The 17,326-nt window shown below is 49.0% G+C and carries 16 protein-coding genes; 9 read left to right on the plus strand and 7 right to left on the minus strand.

The genetic code is table 11. From position 1 onward, the window contains the following. Positions 1 to 118: 118 nt before the first annotated feature. Positions 119 to 373, minus strand: coding sequence for a hypothetical protein (locus tag HP552_RS12375; RefSeq protein WP_175395770.1), 255 nt, complete (start codon positions 371 to 373; stop codon positions 119 to 121). Positions 374 to 379: 6 nt separating this feature from the next. Here HP552_RS12375 and HP552_RS35370 point away from each other — a divergent pair, with 6 nt between their 5' ends. Further along, on the plus strand, positions 380 to 505 hold the full coding sequence (locus HP552_RS35370; protein ID WP_281366038.1) for a hypothetical protein: 126 nt from the start codon (positions 380 to 382) through the stop codon (positions 503 to 505). Between the two features lie 507 nt (positions 506 to 1,012). Here the strand turns inward: HP552_RS35370 and HP552_RS34990 are convergent. The 4 genes from HP552_RS34990 to HP552_RS12385 form a co-directional block, all read right to left on the minus strand. Then, positions 1,013 to 1,318, minus strand: coding sequence for a hypothetical protein (locus HP552_RS34990; RefSeq protein WP_246310859.1), 306 nt, complete (start codon positions 1,316 to 1,318; stop codon positions 1,013 to 1,015). Positions 1,319 to 1,552: 234 nt separating this feature from the next. Then, entirely contained in the window at positions 1,553 to 1,657 is a 105-nt protein-coding gene (locus HP552_RS34685) for a YjcZ family sporulation protein (RefSeq protein ID WP_217506405.1), read from the minus strand. Between the two features lie 51 nt (positions 1,658 to 1,708). Further along, positions 1,709 to 1,813: a sporulation protein YjcZ gene (locus HP552_RS34690; RefSeq protein ID WP_192262833.1), complete on the minus strand. Its 105-nt coding sequence runs from the start codon at positions 1,811 to 1,813 to the stop codon at positions 1,709 to 1,711. 251 nt (positions 1,814 to 2,064) lie between these two features. Next, entirely contained in the window at positions 2,065 to 2,391 is a 327-nt protein-coding gene (locus HP552_RS12385) for an MTH1187 family thiamine-binding protein (RefSeq protein WP_175395771.1), read from the minus strand. Between the two features lie 755 nt (positions 2,392 to 3,146). Here HP552_RS12385 and HP552_RS12390 point away from each other — a divergent pair. The 4 genes from HP552_RS12390 (at position 3,147) to HP552_RS12405 (ending at position 8,863) form a co-directional block, all read left to right on the plus strand. Next, on the plus strand, positions 3,147 to 5,480 hold the full coding sequence (locus tag HP552_RS12390; protein ID WP_175395772.1) for a ribonucleoside-diphosphate reductase subunit alpha: 2,334 nt from the start codon (positions 3,147 to 3,149) through the stop codon (positions 5,478 to 5,480). 175 nt (positions 5,481 to 5,655) lie between these two features. After that, positions 5,656 to 6,687, plus strand: a complete 1,032-nt coding sequence (locus tag HP552_RS12395) for a ribonucleotide-diphosphate reductase subunit beta (protein ID WP_095291792.1) — start codon at positions 5,656 to 5,658, stop codon at positions 6,685 to 6,687. Between the two features lie 152 nt (positions 6,688 to 6,839). Beyond that, positions 6,840 to 7,811 carry an SMI1/KNR4 family protein gene (locus HP552_RS12400; protein ID WP_175395773.1) on the plus strand — a complete coding sequence of 324 codons (972 nt, stop codon included), beginning with the start codon at positions 6,840 to 6,842 and terminating at the stop codon, positions 7,809 to 7,811. Positions 7,812 to 7,828: 17 nt separating this feature from the next. Next, on the plus strand, positions 7,829 to 8,863 hold the full coding sequence (locus HP552_RS12405) for a phosphotransferase family protein (RefSeq protein WP_175395774.1): 1,035 nt from the start codon (positions 7,829 to 7,831) through the stop codon (positions 8,861 to 8,863). A 129-nt stretch (positions 8,864 to 8,992) separates the two neighbouring features. Here HP552_RS12405 and HP552_RS12410 read toward each other — a convergent pair whose 3' ends face one another. Together HP552_RS12410 and fosB are read right to left on the minus strand one after the other, a co-directional pair. Continuing rightward, positions 8,993 to 10,804 carry a S9 family peptidase gene (locus HP552_RS12410; RefSeq protein ID WP_175395775.1) on the minus strand — a complete coding sequence of 604 codons (1,812 nt, stop codon included), beginning with the start codon at positions 10,802 to 10,804 and terminating at the stop codon, positions 8,993 to 8,995. A 130-nt stretch (positions 10,805 to 10,934) separates the two neighbouring features. After that, positions 10,935 to 11,357, minus strand: coding sequence for a metallothiol transferase FosB (gene fosB / locus HP552_RS12415; protein ID WP_175395776.1), 423 nt, complete (start codon positions 11,355 to 11,357; stop codon positions 10,935 to 10,937). Between the two features lie 158 nt (positions 11,358 to 11,515). On the opposite strand from fosB, the gene HP552_RS12420 reads away from it, so the two are divergent. The 4 genes from HP552_RS12420 to HP552_RS12435 all read left to right on the plus strand — a co-directional run bounded on the left by HP552_RS12420 (position 11,516) and on the right by HP552_RS12435 (position 17,294). After that, the gene (locus HP552_RS12420; RefSeq protein ID WP_175395777.1) at positions 11,516 to 12,415 is read left to right on the plus strand and encodes a glucose 1-dehydrogenase; all 900 of its coding nucleotides are present in this window, start codon (positions 11,516 to 11,518) and stop codon (positions 12,413 to 12,415) included. 186 nt (positions 12,416 to 12,601) lie between these two features. Next, on the plus strand, positions 12,602 to 14,212 hold the full coding sequence (locus HP552_RS12425) for a gamma-glutamyltransferase family protein (RefSeq protein ID WP_175395778.1): 1,611 nt from the start codon (positions 12,602 to 12,604) through the stop codon (positions 14,210 to 14,212). 395 nt (positions 14,213 to 14,607) lie between these two features. Then, positions 14,608 to 15,615 carry a BMP family lipoprotein gene (locus tag HP552_RS12430; protein ID WP_175395779.1) on the plus strand — a complete coding sequence of 336 codons (1,008 nt, stop codon included), beginning with the start codon at positions 14,608 to 14,610 and terminating at the stop codon, positions 15,613 to 15,615. A 26-nt stretch (positions 15,616 to 15,641) separates the two neighbouring features. Further along, positions 15,642 to 17,294: a methyl-accepting chemotaxis protein gene (locus tag HP552_RS12435; RefSeq protein WP_175395780.1), complete on the plus strand. Its 1,653-nt coding sequence runs from the start codon at positions 15,642 to 15,644 to the stop codon at positions 17,292 to 17,294. Positions 17,295 to 17,326 lie beyond the last annotated feature (32 nt).

The following is a 17,326-nucleotide window of genomic DNA, read 5'->3' on the forward strand; positions in this document are numbered from 1 at the left end:
ATGAACTTCTTCATCATCCATCTCGGGCATATTACAATATGTGCATATCTCCATTTATAGTCGTATTGCAAAACAAAAAGACTGCCCCAGAGGAACAGTCTCATGTATAGAGCTTTGATTAACCTTTAATCTTGGCAGCCAGAATCATCCTCCCCCGCGGCTGGTCGCCCATCGCGTCCCGCTCCAACGTTATGGCTACAGTATCATAGTCATTGACCGAGTAGAGTGTATAGTACACAGCTCCGGTGCCATTATGACTCAGGAAGGTTCCCGCATTTTGAGGAGTATCCCCCTTGTCAGGCTTACAATGAAGCAGCTCCAGAAGCTGCTCTCCGATATTGGATTTGCAGCCGGACGTGGGAAGGGAGGGCATACATCCATGATGGAACGACATGAGGAGTGGTCTAATCTGGCACCGATGTATGTGCTAGGCGGACTGGAAGGAGAGGAAGTGGTTGCATTTGAGCCCACATGGCTACATGTGAAGCTTGTCCCCAGGAAGTGAAGGAATTGCAGGAAGTCACTGACTTCCCTACGCAAAATCATTTGAAGTGGATTCCCTTCTAGAAGAAAAAATATGAAGGCCTTTCGCAAATTGTATTATAAAAACCTTTGGCCTTCCTTTATCTTGCAAAAACTTACAGACTGTGGTATACTCTTAAAGTTGGTATTAAACCTCAACTGATTTTCTATCTTCTTTTAACCCCGGAATATTTTCTTCATGCTGCGACCGCAGCGAATATGTACAACTAACCTATGGAGATTGAAGAACCTGATTCACATTGACCCGGTATACAGAGTTTCACAAGATTTTCCCATTCACACTGGCGCGGTCATCGGAGCCGCAAGGACAAAAGAGAGGTAGGGCTTTTGTTGTTTTGGAAGTCACTTATTCTTGAGAAGATTGAAAACATACACGAACCAAGCACCCGGAATTGGGTTCCGGGTGCTTTTCCATGTTTGCTTACATATTATTTTTTGAACAACTCCAGAACTTGCCGAAATGCCTTTTTTAGATAAACATTGTTTTGGAGATAATGACGAGCAGGATGAACAGAACCAGAATGGTGCCCATCGATCCCCAGCTTCCGCCACCGTGACCATAAGACGTTCCACAACCCTGTTGGTAACCATGCATGATCGGAGCCTGATTTGCGTGATGTCCGTATCCGTACCCGTATCCAACCGGCATTGTTCCGCAGCCATAACCGTACATTTCGTGACCTGTGTATTGATAACCATACATGTGATCTTGACCTCCCATATGTCCGTATACGTGTCCCTGTCCGTTCGGTGAATTCGGTTTAACTTCGCTCATTGTTCATTCCTCCTTAGCATTTGCCTACACCCCTAAGCTATGTACTTTGCCTACTTCTGGACCGGGCTATGGCCCTCATTTGGATAAAATGGGCGAATCCCCGATAATATCTGACGTGATCGTTCGCCTCCATACTCTCCTTTGGTCTCTGTATTTGGTGTCTGCCCGAGCTATGCTTCCAGCTTGTCCATAACCTAAAAAAACCCCGCCGGGTAACCGGCAGAGTTCGCTATATTATACCCAGAAAGATTTAGTGATGATTACGAGAAGAATGAACAGAACCAAGATGGCTCCAGTCGATGTCCATCCGCCGTATCCTGCGCCTCCGACTTCGCTCATGGAGAACCCTCCTTTACAGAGTATTTCGCATTTGGGGGCTCAATAATTCTATTAAACCCAGAAAGATTTAGTGATGATGACCAACAGGATGAAGAGAACCAAAATGGCACCAGTCGATGTCCATGCACCGCCGTATCCACCTACAACTCCACTCATGTAAAACCCTCCTTTGATTTGAGGTACAGTTCACTATATGCAGAAGTCTTTTCCCAGACCGGGCTCTGAACAAAAATGGGCAGCTGTCCCAAAATGGTTAACGATCTTCTGTATTCATCCTTTAGCCAACTTTTGTCTTCATTGATTGAATTGTATTGTTAGAAAAATAAAAAACTGCAAGCCCCTCATGGGTGCTTGCAGTTTACGCCTTATAGATTAAATCAAACTCCAAATCATTTCATCCCAGTCACCTAATTCGGACGCGCCTCACGGGACGCCAGCTTGTCCTGAACGGATTGCAGTTTCTGTATGCTGGAAGCATCCGGTTTGTCCCGCCGATCGTCAATCTTGACGGATGTGGAGACTCGCTGGGCTCCCGATAGAAACGGAGCTTCATGCAGAGCCGCAATGGCTGTGAATACCTCATTCAGCGGACCTTCGATAATGGTGCTCATTGAAGTCAGCTGATATGTAATACCGCGCTGGTTTTCCAAAACGTTTTGCATGTCTGCCACGTAACTGCTAAGACTGGTTGTCCCCGTTCCGATTGGAATTACGGTTACTTCTGCTATTGCCATCCCGCTCCGCCTCCCTTGGCTCCGTGAGTTAACCGTTGCCGCTCATATTTAGTGCAAATTTGGCTATTTTTATTTTACCAGTTGAAGGCGTCACAATTCAAACTGACGTGAAGACGTCATTCCCTTCGAACGAAAATTTTTTTGAATAATCTTCAAATCTTCCAGTCCTTTTCCTTTGCGGATTCATGGCGTAAATGGTATACTCGGAATTACGTTTTAGTGTGCTGAACCTGTTTACAAACACAAGATGTTGGGTTAGAGTATGGTAACAGCAACAAAATGTAGTGACAAAGCGTTTCCCCACTTCTGAAAGTCATCTTCTGCAATCTCGCGAAAAACAGGATGGAATCACCTCCAAAGGCACGTCCCTGTAGGTGTAAATCGCTTTCTCGAAACAGAACTGACGCCGAGGCCAACGGGGCTGTTTGGACTGCACCCGGTTGCCTCTATGACAGTCGCAACTAGATATGGACACACAACCTTACATAATAGCACCTTTCGGTCGACATCTTATACCTGCGACTGTCAGGAAGCCAAGGCATTCATGGGCATTTTCAGGCCGTCAGGCGGAGAGTGCTTTTTATATGATCATGTTCTTAGCTGCTCCTATGTTACGGGGTCTTTCCGTGCGCAAACTGTCACCACCGCAGTCCATCGTATGTATTTGTATTTTACTCACCGTAAGAAGACACTCAATTCTTTATATAAGAATTTCTCCAATTAATCTCTTAAACATGCGAAAGCGAGGAATATTCATGCCACAAGTTGTGATCAAGCCGAACAACCGCCAGCTTGCCTTTGACGATATGCGTATCTCGGTATATGCCGACCGTATTCTGGATGGACTGGACATGCTGGACAAGGAGCGTTTGGTACGCGGGGTTAACAGCAAACTTCGCCGTGACGAAGTAACCGGAGACGAGATCAGTAACGCTTTTATGATGAGCGCCCTGGAACTGGTAACCAAAGAGGAGCCGAACTGGAAATTTGCAGCGGCACGTTCCCTGCTCACTTCCCTTTACAAAAAAGCGGCGACTAACCGCAGATACAAATCGTACCCGGACGAGCCTTACGGTGCGTTCCATCCTCTCCTTGTCGATCTGGTGAAAAAAGGCATCTACCGTGAAGAATTGCTGGAATGCTACACCAAAGAACAGATTGATGAACTGGCAGAATGTATCGATTACCGCAACGATCTGCTCTTTGACTACATCGGCTTGCTTACACTGGCAGAACGCTACCTCGCACACGACTTTGATGGAAAAGTAATGGAGCTGCCTCAAGAGCGTTACATGGTTATTGCCATGTACCTGATGCACCAGGAGCCTGAAGAGAACCGGATGCATTTGGTCAAGGAAGCCTATTGGGCAATGAGCAACATGTATATGACGGCTGCAACACCAACGATGTCCAATGCGGGCAAAAAGGTAGCCGGACAACTCTCCAGCTGCTTCATTGATACCGTGGATGACTCGCTTGAAGGCATCTTCGATTCCAATACGGATGTAGCCAGACTGAGCAAAATGGGCGGCGGTATCGGCGTTTACCTCGGTAAAGTCAGAGCCCGTGGTTCGGATATCCGTGGTCACAAAAACACAAGTTCCGGCGTTATCCCTTGGATCCGCCAACTGAATAATACAGCCGTTAGCGTAGACCAGCTTGGAACACGTAAAGGTGCGATTGCTGTATATCTGGACGTCTTCCACAAAGACATTCTGGCCTTCCTGGATCTGAAGCTGAACAATGGTGACGAGCGGATGCGTGCGCATGACGTATTCCACGGCGTTTGTCTGCCTGACCTGTTCATGGAACGCGTAGCCAGCCGTGGTGAGTGGAGCCTGTTCTGTCCGCACGAAACGAAAAAAGTAATGGGCTGGAAAGATGAAAACGGCCGTCCACTCGGACTGGAAGACTTCTATGATGAGTCCTTCGGTGAAGGCACGTTCCGCGAGAAATATGAAGAGGCTGTGAACCACCCACTGCTGTCCCGAATTACGGTACAAGCCATCGACATAATGAAACGCGTAATGAAATCCCAGCTGGAAACAGGTACGCCTTATATGTTCTATCGCGATACGGTTAACCGTTCGAACCCGAACAGTGCTCATGGTATGGTGTACTCTTCCAATCTCTGTACCGAAATTATGCAGAACCAATCTGCTACAGTAGTCGAAAAAGAAGAGCTCGTAACCAAAGATGGACAAACACGTATCGTGATTTCCAAAGTGCCTGGCGACTTCGTTGTCTGCAACCTGAACTCCATTCACTTGGCGCGTGCCGTGCCTCATAACGTACTGGAGCGTCTGGTACCGATTCAGGTGCGCATGCTGGACAACGTTATTGACATCAACAACATTGAAGTACTGCAAGCCCAATATACCAACAGCCAGTATCGTGCCGTAGGTTTGGGTACATTCGGACTTCACCATCTGCTTGCCCTTGAAGGCATTCGTTGGGAGTCCGATGAAGCGGTAACCTATAACGATAACCTGTACGAAAAAATCAACTACCTGCTTGTGAAAGCCAGCATGGAACTGTCCAAGGAAAAAGGACACTATCCGAAGTTCAAAGGTTCCGACTGGGAAAGCGGTAAATACTTCGAGCAGCGGGATTACACCACGGGTGAGCGCGTAGGCGAATTCGTAACTACCGAACAATGGAAAGAGCTGCAAGCCGAAGTTCAGCAAAATGGTGTGCGTAACGCCTGGTTGTTCGCGATCGCTCCAAATGGATCAACATCCATCATTGCCGGTTCTACAGCTAGTATCGACCCGCTCTACGAATTGTTGTCCTATGAAGAGAAAACAACATACAAGATTGCCAACCCGGCACCGGATCTGTCGGACAAAACAATCTGGTACTACAAAACGGCCTTCCTGGTGGACCAGCATGCTTCCATCAACATGGCTGCTGCCCGCCAACGTCACGTCGATCAGGGACAAAGCTTCAACCTGTACGTTCGTCCTGATATCAAGGCAACGGAGTTCCTGGAACTACACCTGCACGCTTGGAGAGCAGGTCTGAAATCGACTTATTACGTTCGCAGCCGTGCATTGACCATTGAAGAATGTGACTCCTGCGCAAGCTGATCGATATATTATTAGTTTCACGATGACCACCAGGGCATCCTGTTTTGATTGCAAAATGGCGTTGCCCTGGTACTTTTTTGCCCAAAATACGATCACAGCATCCAACCGATGTTGATATAGATGCCTTATTACTTCACCTGACATAAAAAGTTTTAATTTAAGGAGTGAACGGAATATGCAAGTACAGAAAATTTTCAATACCGAAGCGCCTAACCAATCCACCCGAATTATTGAAGGTGAATGCTCCGGGATCCTGAACTGGAATGACATTCGCATGCCTCATATGTACAAGCTTTACAAAGTACTGCTGCTCAACCACTGGATCGCAGATGAAATTCCAATGTCCAAGGATGCATCCCAATTCGCCCAACTGGATCCGGAAGAACAGCGTACATTCAAAATCAACATCTCCCTGCTGGCCGTACTTGATTCCATGCAAACGATGTTTGTGGGTGACGTAAAACGTTACTTTACCGATTCTTCGCTCGAAGCAATCTCGGCGATCATTGGACAACAGGAAGTGGTTCATAACCAATCGTATTCTTACGTTCTGTCCTCCATCGTGTCTGATCGGGAGCAAAAAGAGATCTTTGAATATTGGAAACATGATCCTGTACTGCTCGACCGTAACCGGTTCATTGCTGATATCTATCAAAGCTTCCGGGATGAGCCATCACCACAGACATTCTTCCAGGCCATGGTAGCCGATCTGGTGCTCGAAGGTATTTTCTTCTACAGCACATTCGCCTTCTTCTACAACCTGGCCCGTGACCAGAAGATGATGGCAACCAGCCAAATGATTTCTTATATCCAGCGTGACGAGAATCAGCACTGCTACTTCTTCGCTGAAGTGTTCAAACAGCTGCTTGTTGATTTCCCAGAGCTGAACACACCTGAGAACATGGACTATGTCTACAAAACCATCGACCGTGCCGTGGAGCTGGAAACCAACTGGGCACATTACACACTCAGCAATGTCCGTGGTATCGATCTGAACGAGCTGGAAGATTACATCAAGTACATCGCCAACAAACGCCTGCGTCTGATGGGCATGGATAAAGCATACGAAGGTGTGGATGTTAACTGCATGCCTTGGATCAAACCTTTCTCCGATGAAGCACTCAATGCTACCAAAACAGACTTCTTCGAAGCTAAGTCCCGCAACTATGGTAAAGTCGGCGACGACAACGGATTTGACGATTTGTAAGTTTAATCATACGGTGCAGAAAACAGCATATCTTATAAAACACTCCCTTCACGGGAGTGTTTTTGTTACGTTTTGTACCCTCTGCCCCATTGCTGAAACTTCTAGGATATAATGGAAGAGGTTCATATTTTTCTATTGAAATGAGGCATCGTATGGAACAAGAACTGTTGGATCAATTGAACTCCTGGCATGAGCAGGATCAGTTCGGTCTCATTGTTGAACGTATTGAACAGATTCCCGTATCTGATCGGGATTACGACCTGACAGGTCATCTTGCGAGAGCATATAACAATAGAGCACTTTACCGTGAGGCCACTCAGCAGCTCCAATCCATTGAAGAGCAAGGCAAATGGGATCCCCTGTGGCAGTTCCGACTGGGTTATGCCTATTATCATATGGCCTTGTATGATCTGGCATTGCAAGCCTTTGAACAGGCTGATCGGCTTCAGCCTTATGACGAATCAACACTCGATTTTTTGAAGTGGACGCGTCCCAAAGCTGCAAAAATGCAGCGTGATCGGCAGCGCCATCAAGAAAAACTGGCTGAGTGGGAACAAAGCGGGATGCAGAACCATCTTAGAGCTGCTTCAGGCTCCTATCATCCCTCCACATTTTGGGAGCAGAGTGACTATGCGCTGAGCAGTTATGTATCCCCGCCTTTTGCTGAGAACGAAATTGTCTCTACCGAGCAGGAACTGGGCTACAAATTGCCTGCTTCCTATATTCAATTAATGAACACTCAAAACGGCGGTGTTCCTGCACGTACCGTTTTCCCTACAGAGGAAGCCACTTCGTGGGCAGAGGATCATATTGCCATTACTAGCATTCTAGGCATTGGAAACGTGAAGTCCTATTCTCTTACTGGAGATATGGGAAGTCGCTTTATGATTGAGGATTGGGGATACCCTGATCTGGGCATTGTGATCTGTGATTGTCCATCTGCGGGTCATGACGTCGTTATGCTTGATTATCGTTTCTGTGGTCCGCAAGGCGAGCCATGCGTTGTACATGTTGACCAGGAGGATGATTATGAGATAACCTACCTGGCACCCAACTTTGAAGCATTTATCCGTGGACTGGTAGATGAGGAAGCGTTCGACCTGGAAGAAGAGGATGAGGACTAAAAACGCAGGAGGCCCTTATGACAACCCGAATTTATTTTGCAACCAACAAACTTGGCGACGTTGCATTCTCTTCACTGCAGGAGGCACTACATGAATTCGACCTGGGAACCCTTGAGGAGTATAAACGAACCGACGAGGGAGTAATGGGACAGACACTGCTTGTCCGCACTTCTCAAGGGGAATACATTCTGAAAGGCAATCCATTGTATGTTGGACAGCTTCTGGAAGAACAATTTTTCGTTGAACAGCTATCGGAGCACACCACTATTCCTGTCCCCGTCCCCTACCTGCTGCAAAAAGACACGGACTTGCTGGGTTGGAGCTACGCGATCATGCCTCGTTTACCGGGAAAACACCTGTATGATCCAGCAGTCCAGACTGCACTCGGACAGGATGAGCACGAAGAGATTGCCACCATGCTCGCACATAGCCTGATTGAACTACATCGATGGAAAGTGCCGGATGCTGGTGAATATGACCCTGTAGCGGAACGGATCGTTCCATTTGCCGGAACTTATCTTGACTGGCTGTACGGAACTATCCGTCACTGGCTGCTGGACGCGCAGAAGTACTCTGTCATCACGGATGAGGATATCGAGTGGGTGGATAAGCAGCTCATGAATGCAGAAACCGCGTTCCAGGCCATGCCTGTTCCTGGATTTGTTATGGGAGATTTCAAGGTAGAGAACTTTGTTATTCAAAAGGAAGGCGATCATGCCTCCGATTGGCGAATTAGCGGCCTGTTAGATTTTACTACCTCGTATTTTGGAGACGGTACAGCAGATCTCACCAAAATGACAGCCATGTACATACAAAAAAATCAGCCTGAACTTGCTAAACGCTTTCTATTCAGCTACCGGGAAGTGGTCTGCGCAAACGATGAGGAACGATGTAAACAATTTGCTGCCCGCCTAGGGATACATCTGCTGTATCAGCGTATCTTGTTATGGGGCGAAGCCAAAGCAACCAATCGGGTCACGTGGGAAGCAGATTTGCCTTTTGCGGCCTGGGCACAGCAATATGTGGACTCGGTGCTTGAACTGCTCGAATAAAACCACACGTATCTCAGCACAATGAAAATCCATGACACCAAAAAAAACGGCCGAATGGGAGAGATCTCTCTCTCATTCGGCCGTTTTGTTTTCATTTCGATTCCATTAAACTGGTTCTTTATCAATCGTTTAAGCTTGAGGAACCGCTGCTTCCTGATGCTTTTGCAAAAACTCCAGCATTCGCCGATAAACCAGGACCTCATTCGCTCTTCTGGAGAAGCCATGTCCCTCATCATCCAGAACGATATATTCCACATCAACGCCTTTGTCCTGCAGCGCCGCCACAATCTGATCCGATTCAGCTTTTACGACCCGTGGATCATTCGCTCCTTGAATAACCAGCATCGGGTTCACCATCTGATCGAGATAAGTGATCGGTGAATCTTTCGTTAGCCGCTCACGGTCGCGGACCGGGTCCCCCAGCCAGTTATCCATCATCGGTTTCCAATCCTCCGGTACTGATTCCAGAAACGTAAACAGGTTGCTTGGCCCAAAGATATCGACTGCTGCACGGAACAATTCCGGATGACGACCTGCAAGCAGCAGAGTCATATACCCGCCGTAACTGCCTCCCACGACAAACAGGCGATCTGCCGAAGAGATGCCCTGATCAAACAGCCAGTGAATTCCGGCAACACAGTCGAGCCTTGGTCCCTCGCCCCAGTCTCTCTCCACCATTTTCACGAACTCTGCACCATACCCTGTGCTGCCTCGGAAGTTTGGTGCGAAGATATGGTAGCCCTGGGCCAGCATCAGCTGGAACATGGGCCGGAAAAACTTCGCTTCCGAAGCCTGTGGCCCGCCATGCGGCCAAAACACTGTGTAACCATTGGCTTGATCCGGCTTGGCCTTGAAGAAGAGAGCCTCGATTTCCAGCCCGTCATATGACTTATACCGAATCACTTCAGGATAAACCAAATCACTCGGATCAAGCCCTGTTACCCGGTTGGCAGTCAGGGCTTCCCAGGAATCGCCGCCAGCAGACAGACGATAAATATTATGCGGCTGAATTGCTCCCCGACCAAGGATGTACACATTACCAGCTTTGGTTAAGTGCGTGTGTTCTACCGTGTCCAATGGCATATCCAGACGACGCGGTTGCTCCGCATCTTTGCCCAGCATATACATCCGATTCTCCGTACCTGTGAGCGTCCAGAAATACAGCGTCTCCGATGCCTCATGCCAGCGGATCATCTCCACGTCCTCGCCATCGATTTTGCACAAAGGTCGGAACTCGCGGGTATCCATTCGGTACTCGGCCACATAGGAATAAGCTTCATTATCATTGGTAACCATCAGAAGCCGATCATCATCTGCAAACAGGACATCCGTCACCTGACTCTGACGCCCCGAGACGGGCAGAATCAGCTCCACCTCACCATCCCGATGCAGATGTGCCGTCTGATACGTATTGGAATACACTTTCAAAATAACAAAGCTCTTCTCATTGGGACTTACCGCCATCAAGTGGCTTGTTACCTCTTCCCCGCTGTATAAAAGCACATCTTCACCCGTCTCCAGGTCAATTCGGCGTGAATTCAGATAATTCGGGTTACCCGCACTGGTCACGTAATAAAGGCGCTGTCCGTCCTTGGACAACTCAGAGAAATAACAGCGGTCATTCGGCTCTGCCGATACGATCTGCAGCGGCACGCCGCCTTCCGGTTTAAGCGCATATAGGTGATAATTTTCGTCGCCGTCCCGATCAAACGCCGTAAGGATGTGACGTCCTTTCGGGTCGGGTTTGATAAACTGACTGCTCTGGTTCAAATACGTCAATGGATACGGGTATCCACCTGGTAAATCCATAGCCCAGATATTTGGTTCACCGTTCAGATTGCTGTCAAAAAATAAACGTTTCTCGTCAGCCGATACAGCAAAGTGCGAAATTCGATACGTTTGGAAATATTGCTCTACATCCGGTTTGGGAAACTGAATCATGACAAACCTCCTTGAGAATGAACAAAAGTATTTAACAATGGTAAATTAAGGGCCCATTTGTTCATATTACAGGAAATTCCAGTGTTTACACAATGGTTATGTCAGGTTTCCCAATACAGGTTCTAACATGTTACGTATAAAAGGTCATGTGAGGTTTATCTTCACGATAATAATCCAGCCTTTGCTTCATGGTACCTGTGTGCAGTTCAAACAGATGACCATCGGGATCGCTAAAATAAACCGAGCGTGCATCTCTAGGATCGCGTGCTCTGCCAGGAAGAATATCCGCCCCGGCAGCTCGCAGCTGCTGTACAGATGCGTCGAACTCCTCTTCTTTTACCGTGAATGCAATATGTGTATAGGTTCGTTCCGTATAATTGCGAATAACATCCTCCTCCTGATTCAAAGCAATCCAGAGACCTGCCAGATCGAAATACGCGAGCTTGCGTCCCTTCACCTGAATTCGGGCACCGAGAGCCTGTTCATAGAAGGTAATGGACCGTTCCAGATTGGATACGGAAAAGCACAGATGATTGATTCCTTGAATATTCATTGGACTCCTGACACCTCCATTATTTTGTTCACCCACATCCTTATTATGGTATATTTCCTATTCAAAAAACAAATGACTTCTTTCCTCAGCCGCACGTTCTTCTGGGCGAATGCATAGTTTAGGCGTATCAATGAATGTTCGAGGAGGATGTAAAGCGAATGAATCCTGTCTACCCTTTTTACGGTGAAAAGACGGTCTGCAAAGAGCAAAAACTGGCATTCCCACCCCAGCATCAGGACCAGCAGCCAGGTCTGGAAACGCTCATGGTGCCTGAACCCATCAGTGAGGACCCCGCCTATATCGGCAGCTGCAAACTGGACGGCAAAGTGGCCATCATCACTGGCGGGGACAGCGGAATCGGCAGAGCAGCAGCTATTGCTTTTGCCAAGGAAGGTGCCGATGTTGTCATTGCTTATCTATATGAACGGACAGACGCCGAGTGGACTCGTAATCGCATTGTAGAGCTGGGACAGCGCTGTCTGCTCATTGAGATTGATCTTCGGCTGAAGAAAAACTGTGATGCTGTCATCCGTACGACGATGGAGACCTTCGGGAAAATTGATATTCTGGTCAATAATCACGCAGTGCAGTATGTGCAGCCAAGTATTGTCGACATTACGGAGGAACAGCTCTACCATACGTTTCAGACGAATGTATTTTCCTATTTTTTTCTGATCCAGTCTGCTCTCCCGCATATGTGCAAAGGGGCTTCCATCATCAACACCGCTTCCATTACAGCCTATAAAGGCAATGTGCAGCTGATCGACTACTCCTCCACCAAAGGGGCTGTTGTCTCGCTGACTCGTGTACTCGCCAAATCGCTCGCATCTCAGGGAATCCGGGTCAATTGCGTAGCTCCCGGACCCATCTGGACGCCGCTCATTCCCTCCAGCTTCTCTGCCGAAGATGTACAGGTATTCGGAACAGAAACGCCGATGGGGCGTGCAGGCCAGCCGTATGAACTGGCTGCCGCCTATGTCTATCTCGCCTCGCGCGACTCCTCTTATGTAACCGGTGAATGCATTCATGTAAACGGCGGCGATATGGTGACCACCTAACAGAACGCGTAGTGATTAAGCAATCGGGCACCAAAAAAATGTGTCCATCCCGCTTGTTCGCTTATGTCAGGTTGGATTTGGCAAGTTCAGCAGGAGATTGGCTGCCTCGTTCCGAATGAGGGTTAGGAGTATACGAACCGGTCAAACCGGAACCTGACATCTTGGGACAAGGAGCTGAGCCGTCTGATGAACTACGATCCACTCTATCAACCGTATCCTTCTTATCGCGTGCCTGTTTATGCCAAAAAGGGCGTCGTCGCCACTTCGCAGCCTCTCGCAGCACAAGCAGGGCTGGATGTGTTAAAAAAGGGCGGCAATGCCATTGATGCCGCCATTGCAACCGCTGCTGCACTCACCGTGCTGGAGCCAACGTCCAACGGCATCGGGGGCGATGCCTTTGCCCTCGTCTGGACCGGGGGCAAGCTGCACGGCCTGAATGCCAGCGGTCCTGCGCCTCAGGGCATATCCATTAAGGCGCTCAAGGCGGCAGGCCATTCGGAGATGCCGAAGCTTGGGGTCATCCCGGTGACGGTGCCTGGCGCACCGGCAGGTTGGGCTGAGCTGAGCCGCCGCTTCGGGCGGCTCACGCTGGCGGAAGCACTGGAACCGGCTGTCCGCTACGCGGAGGAAGGTTATCCGCTTGCGCCGGGGCTGGCCCGCCACTGGGCACGGGCAGCGGACATTTATGCACGCCAGGGCGATGCAGCTGCCGGGCGTGCGTGGTTTGAGACATTCGCTCCAGGCGGGCGTGTCCCAGCTGCGGGCGAGATGTGGCGTTCGCCGGATCACGCGGCTACGCTGCGCCGAATCGGCGAGAGCAGCGCGCGCGACTTTTATGAAGGAGAGCTGGCAGAGCGCATTCATTCGTTTATGGCAGAGCATGGCGGCTACCTGACCAAAGACGATCTGGCAGCATTTCAGCCCGAATGGGTCGATCCGATCTCGGTCTCCTATCGCGGCTATGATGTCTGGGAGATTCCGCCGAACGGTCAGGGCCTGATTGCCCTGGCAGCGCTCAATCTGCTAAAGGGCTTTGATTTTGAAGAAAAGGAATCCGTAATCGCGTACCACAGACAGATGGAAGCAATGAAGCTCGCATTTGCCGACGGAGAGAAGTATATTACCGAAGAGCGGAAAATGGGCGTTACCGTAGAGGAGCTTCTGTCCGAAGCGTATGCGGAAGAGCGGCGCAAGCTAATTGGTGATGCAGCACGTTCCCCTGAGGCAGGAGATCCGCGGGCAAGTGGAACCGTCTATCTGGCGACGGCAGACGGGGAAGGCAATATGGTTTCCTTCATTCAAAGTAATTATATGGGCTTCGGCTCCGGGCTGGTTGTCCCCGGAACAGGCATCGCTCTGCAGAATCGAGGTCATAATTTCTCGCTTGATCCGGACCAGGCAAACGCGCTGGAGCCAGGCAAACGGACATATCATACGATCATTCCGGGATTTCTTACGCGCGGAGATGAGGCAGTCGGGCCATTTGGGGTCATGGGTGGTTTCATGCAGCCGCAAGGCCATGTGCAGGTCGTCATGAATACGGTGGACTTTCACTTGAATCCCCAGGCAGCACTGGATTCTCCGCGGTGGCAATGGACAAAAAGCAAAACAATACTGGTGGAGACCGGCTTCCCGCAGCATATTGCACAAGCACTTGCCCGTAAAGGGCATGATATTCAGGTTGCTCTCGACCCATCCATGTTTGGGCGCGGCCAAATTATATGGCGTGACCGAGGCAGTGGAGTATTATGCGCAGGCACCGAAAGCCGGGCAGACGGATCGATTGCTGCATGGTGATCCAGTAAAACGGGGTTTGGGCAGTGTGCGGACAGAAGCAATCACATGCTGTTCATGTGCTTCGGCAGCAGGAGAGTAACCGTTGATATATAGAGGATGGTAATCGCTGCTGTCCTCACCTTATATTTTAATCATACAAAACAGGCAAAGAAGAGATCCTCACATGGATCATTTCTTTGCCTGTTTTGGTTAGGAGATCGGTATGGGATACGGCACACATTGCTCTGAATTCCACCAGCATTTGTAACAACAATGTATAATTCATGAAATCAATTAAGATTTTCGTAAATTTTCATCATTAACCATAATATCGACCCTTCTTCTGGCCGACATAAATATGGGGCAAAAGGCTCACCTCACACATCACTACTTATATAGAAATGAGGGTATTACACATGAAAACAAAAAGGGGCACTCAAGTTGTATTGACCGTGATTTTGGTTTTAATGGTTTTGATGCTGGGAGCATGTTCATCCACAGAAAACGAAACTCCAGCTGACCAGCGGACCAAAGTGGGCATTGTTCTTACCGAGGTCGGCCTTGGCGACCGTTCATTTAATGATGCTGCTTTTGAAGGACTGGTTCAGGCCAGAAATGAGAACACGATTTTGTTTGACTATAAGGAACCCGGGGACGACTTAACCACCCAAACTGCATTTGAGCAATTCGCACAACAGGGTGTGGATTTGATTATCGGCCTTAGCGACACCCTTCTGCCTGACCTGGAGAAGGTCGCTCAGAAATATCCGGATCAGCAATTCCTTATTGTCGATGGTCACTCGGAGCTGCCCAACGTGACTTCCATGTCATTCCGCAGTGAAGAAGGCAGCTATCTTGCTGGTATGATTGCCGGCTTTGCGACCAAAGACGATCACGTAGGCTTTTTGGGTGGAATGGAGATTCCCCTTCTTCGCGATTTCCAGCAGGGCTTTGAACAGGGAGTTCATGCCGTTAATCCCGATGCAACTGTTCATGTCGTTTACGCTGGAGACTTTGGGAATTCAAAGCTCGGTGAGGAACTGGCCGCACAGATGATTCAGGAACAAGGTACGGATGTCATTTATGTTGCAGCAGGCCTCACTGGGGTAGGCTCACTTACAGAAATCCAGAAATTAGGAAAATACGCCATTGGCGTGGATACCGATCAGTTCTTTTTGGCGGAAAAAGCAATCCTCACGTCCATGCTGAAAAATGTCAATGTATCCATCTATAACGCCGTTAACACGTTCACTAAAAATAATCACTCTTTCCCGGAGAAAACCATGATTGAGGGACTGGCTGAAGATGCCGTAGGTCTGACCGCTCTACATAACATCACACTCAGTGAGGAACAGCAGCAAACCTTCGAAGACTTGAAAGCACAGATCATATCCAGCAAAACCAAAATTACGCTTGAACCATAATTCAACGGATCAGAGGAGATACGCTTATGAAATTGCAAGGCAAACTGATCATTAATGCGTTAATTTCATTACTTTTATGTCTCGTACTGGTAGCCTATATCATTTATCAGCTGTTGGGCATTAATGCCAAAAATCAAAACCTGGTACCTGCCATGCTTAAGGTCAGTGAACTTAAAGCCAATCAAATTCAGACCCAGCAGGCGCTGGATGTGTTCTCTTTCTCCATGACGGCAGGCAATCAGGATGCCGTACTCCGTTTATTGGACGAAGGAAAAACGATGATTCAGCAGCTTACCGAAGGCTTGCTGGAAACCGATAAACAGCTTCAGCTGATCGGGTCCATCCAAACGAAACTGACTGCCCTGGACCAGGGTGCCACTGAAGCAATGACGGCCCTGGACAGTTCGGAAGCCAAGCGATACAGCACACGTGTTCAAGGCATTCAGAATGATATTTACATGCTCGATGAAATAACCAAGGAACGATATGACCAGTACACGATCCATCTGGAGCAGGATATCCAGCAGACCTGGCAAATTGCGCTGGGCGGCGCTGCCTTCCTGCTCGTCGCAGCCATGCTGTTCAATATGTATACTTCACGGAAGTTAGCCAAACGTATCCGGGTGCTGAAGGAAGCTGCCGGACAGATCGCAGACGGTGACCTTACCCAGCAGCTGCCCGAAACCCGGGGCAAGGATGAACTGGATGAGCTGAACCGCTCCTTCCGTCTCATGACAAATAACATCCGTAACATCATTCAATCGATTGACCACGCCGGAAAACGGGTAGATGGAATGGCTCAGGACATCGATCGTGGCAATGACACCATGCAAGCCATTGTGCAGCAAGTCTCCCGGACGACAGAAGAGCTGTCGATTGGCAGCCAGAAAATTGCGGAGGACTTGAGTGAAACCGTTATGGTCGTGGACAAAATGCAGCAGACCTTCGAGAGTAACCTTCATGCCACCTCCCAATCAGCGATTCATGGCAATGAGGTTTTGAACACGGTTCAAGAAGGACACACAGCCATTCAAGAGCAGCTGCGTCTGGCTGAAGTGAATCGGACAGCCATGTCGGAGGTTGAACAAACGGTGCTGGAGCTGGAGGAAAGCGCGGCCCGCATTACAACCATGACCGGCTATGTGTCGGAGATCGCCAAGCAGACAACGCTACTGTCCCTGAACGCTTCCATTGAAGCCGCTCGAGCGGGAGAAGCCGGTCGAGGTTTTGCCGTTGTGGCAGGAGAAGTCAACAAGCTCGCAGAACAGTCCGCACAATCCGTCCAGCACATCTATGCAGCCGTAGGTGAGATCACAAGCGCCATGGATAAGGTGAAAGGTTCTGTGGCACAGAGCATGCAGCTCTTCGCGGAACAAGAGCAGGCGACTGGGCAAACCCGGGACTCCTTCTCTGCCATTCGTGACAGCGTGGAACAAATTAGCACAGGCATCAACCAGCTTGCTGAAGACATGCAGCAATCAAGCCAGCTGAGTACCCAAGTACAGCAGGCCATCGAAAACATAAGTGCCATTACGGAACAGTCGGCAGCCAGCAGTGAAGAGATTACGGCTTCAACGGCTGAGCAGCAGCGTTCATTCGAAGAGGCCAGCAGCAAGGTTAAATCGCTGCGAGATATCAGTGAGGAAATGCATCAGGAGCTGCAGCGTTTCCGTCTATAACTGATGGGACGAACATTTCAGAGCATAAAAAA

Origin of the sequence: Paenibacillus xylanilyticus, assembly GCF_013359935.1 — a bacterium.
In the GTDB taxonomy this organism is placed as follows: domain Bacteria; phylum Bacillota; class Bacilli; order Paenibacillales; family Paenibacillaceae; genus Paenibacillus; species Paenibacillus xylanilyticus.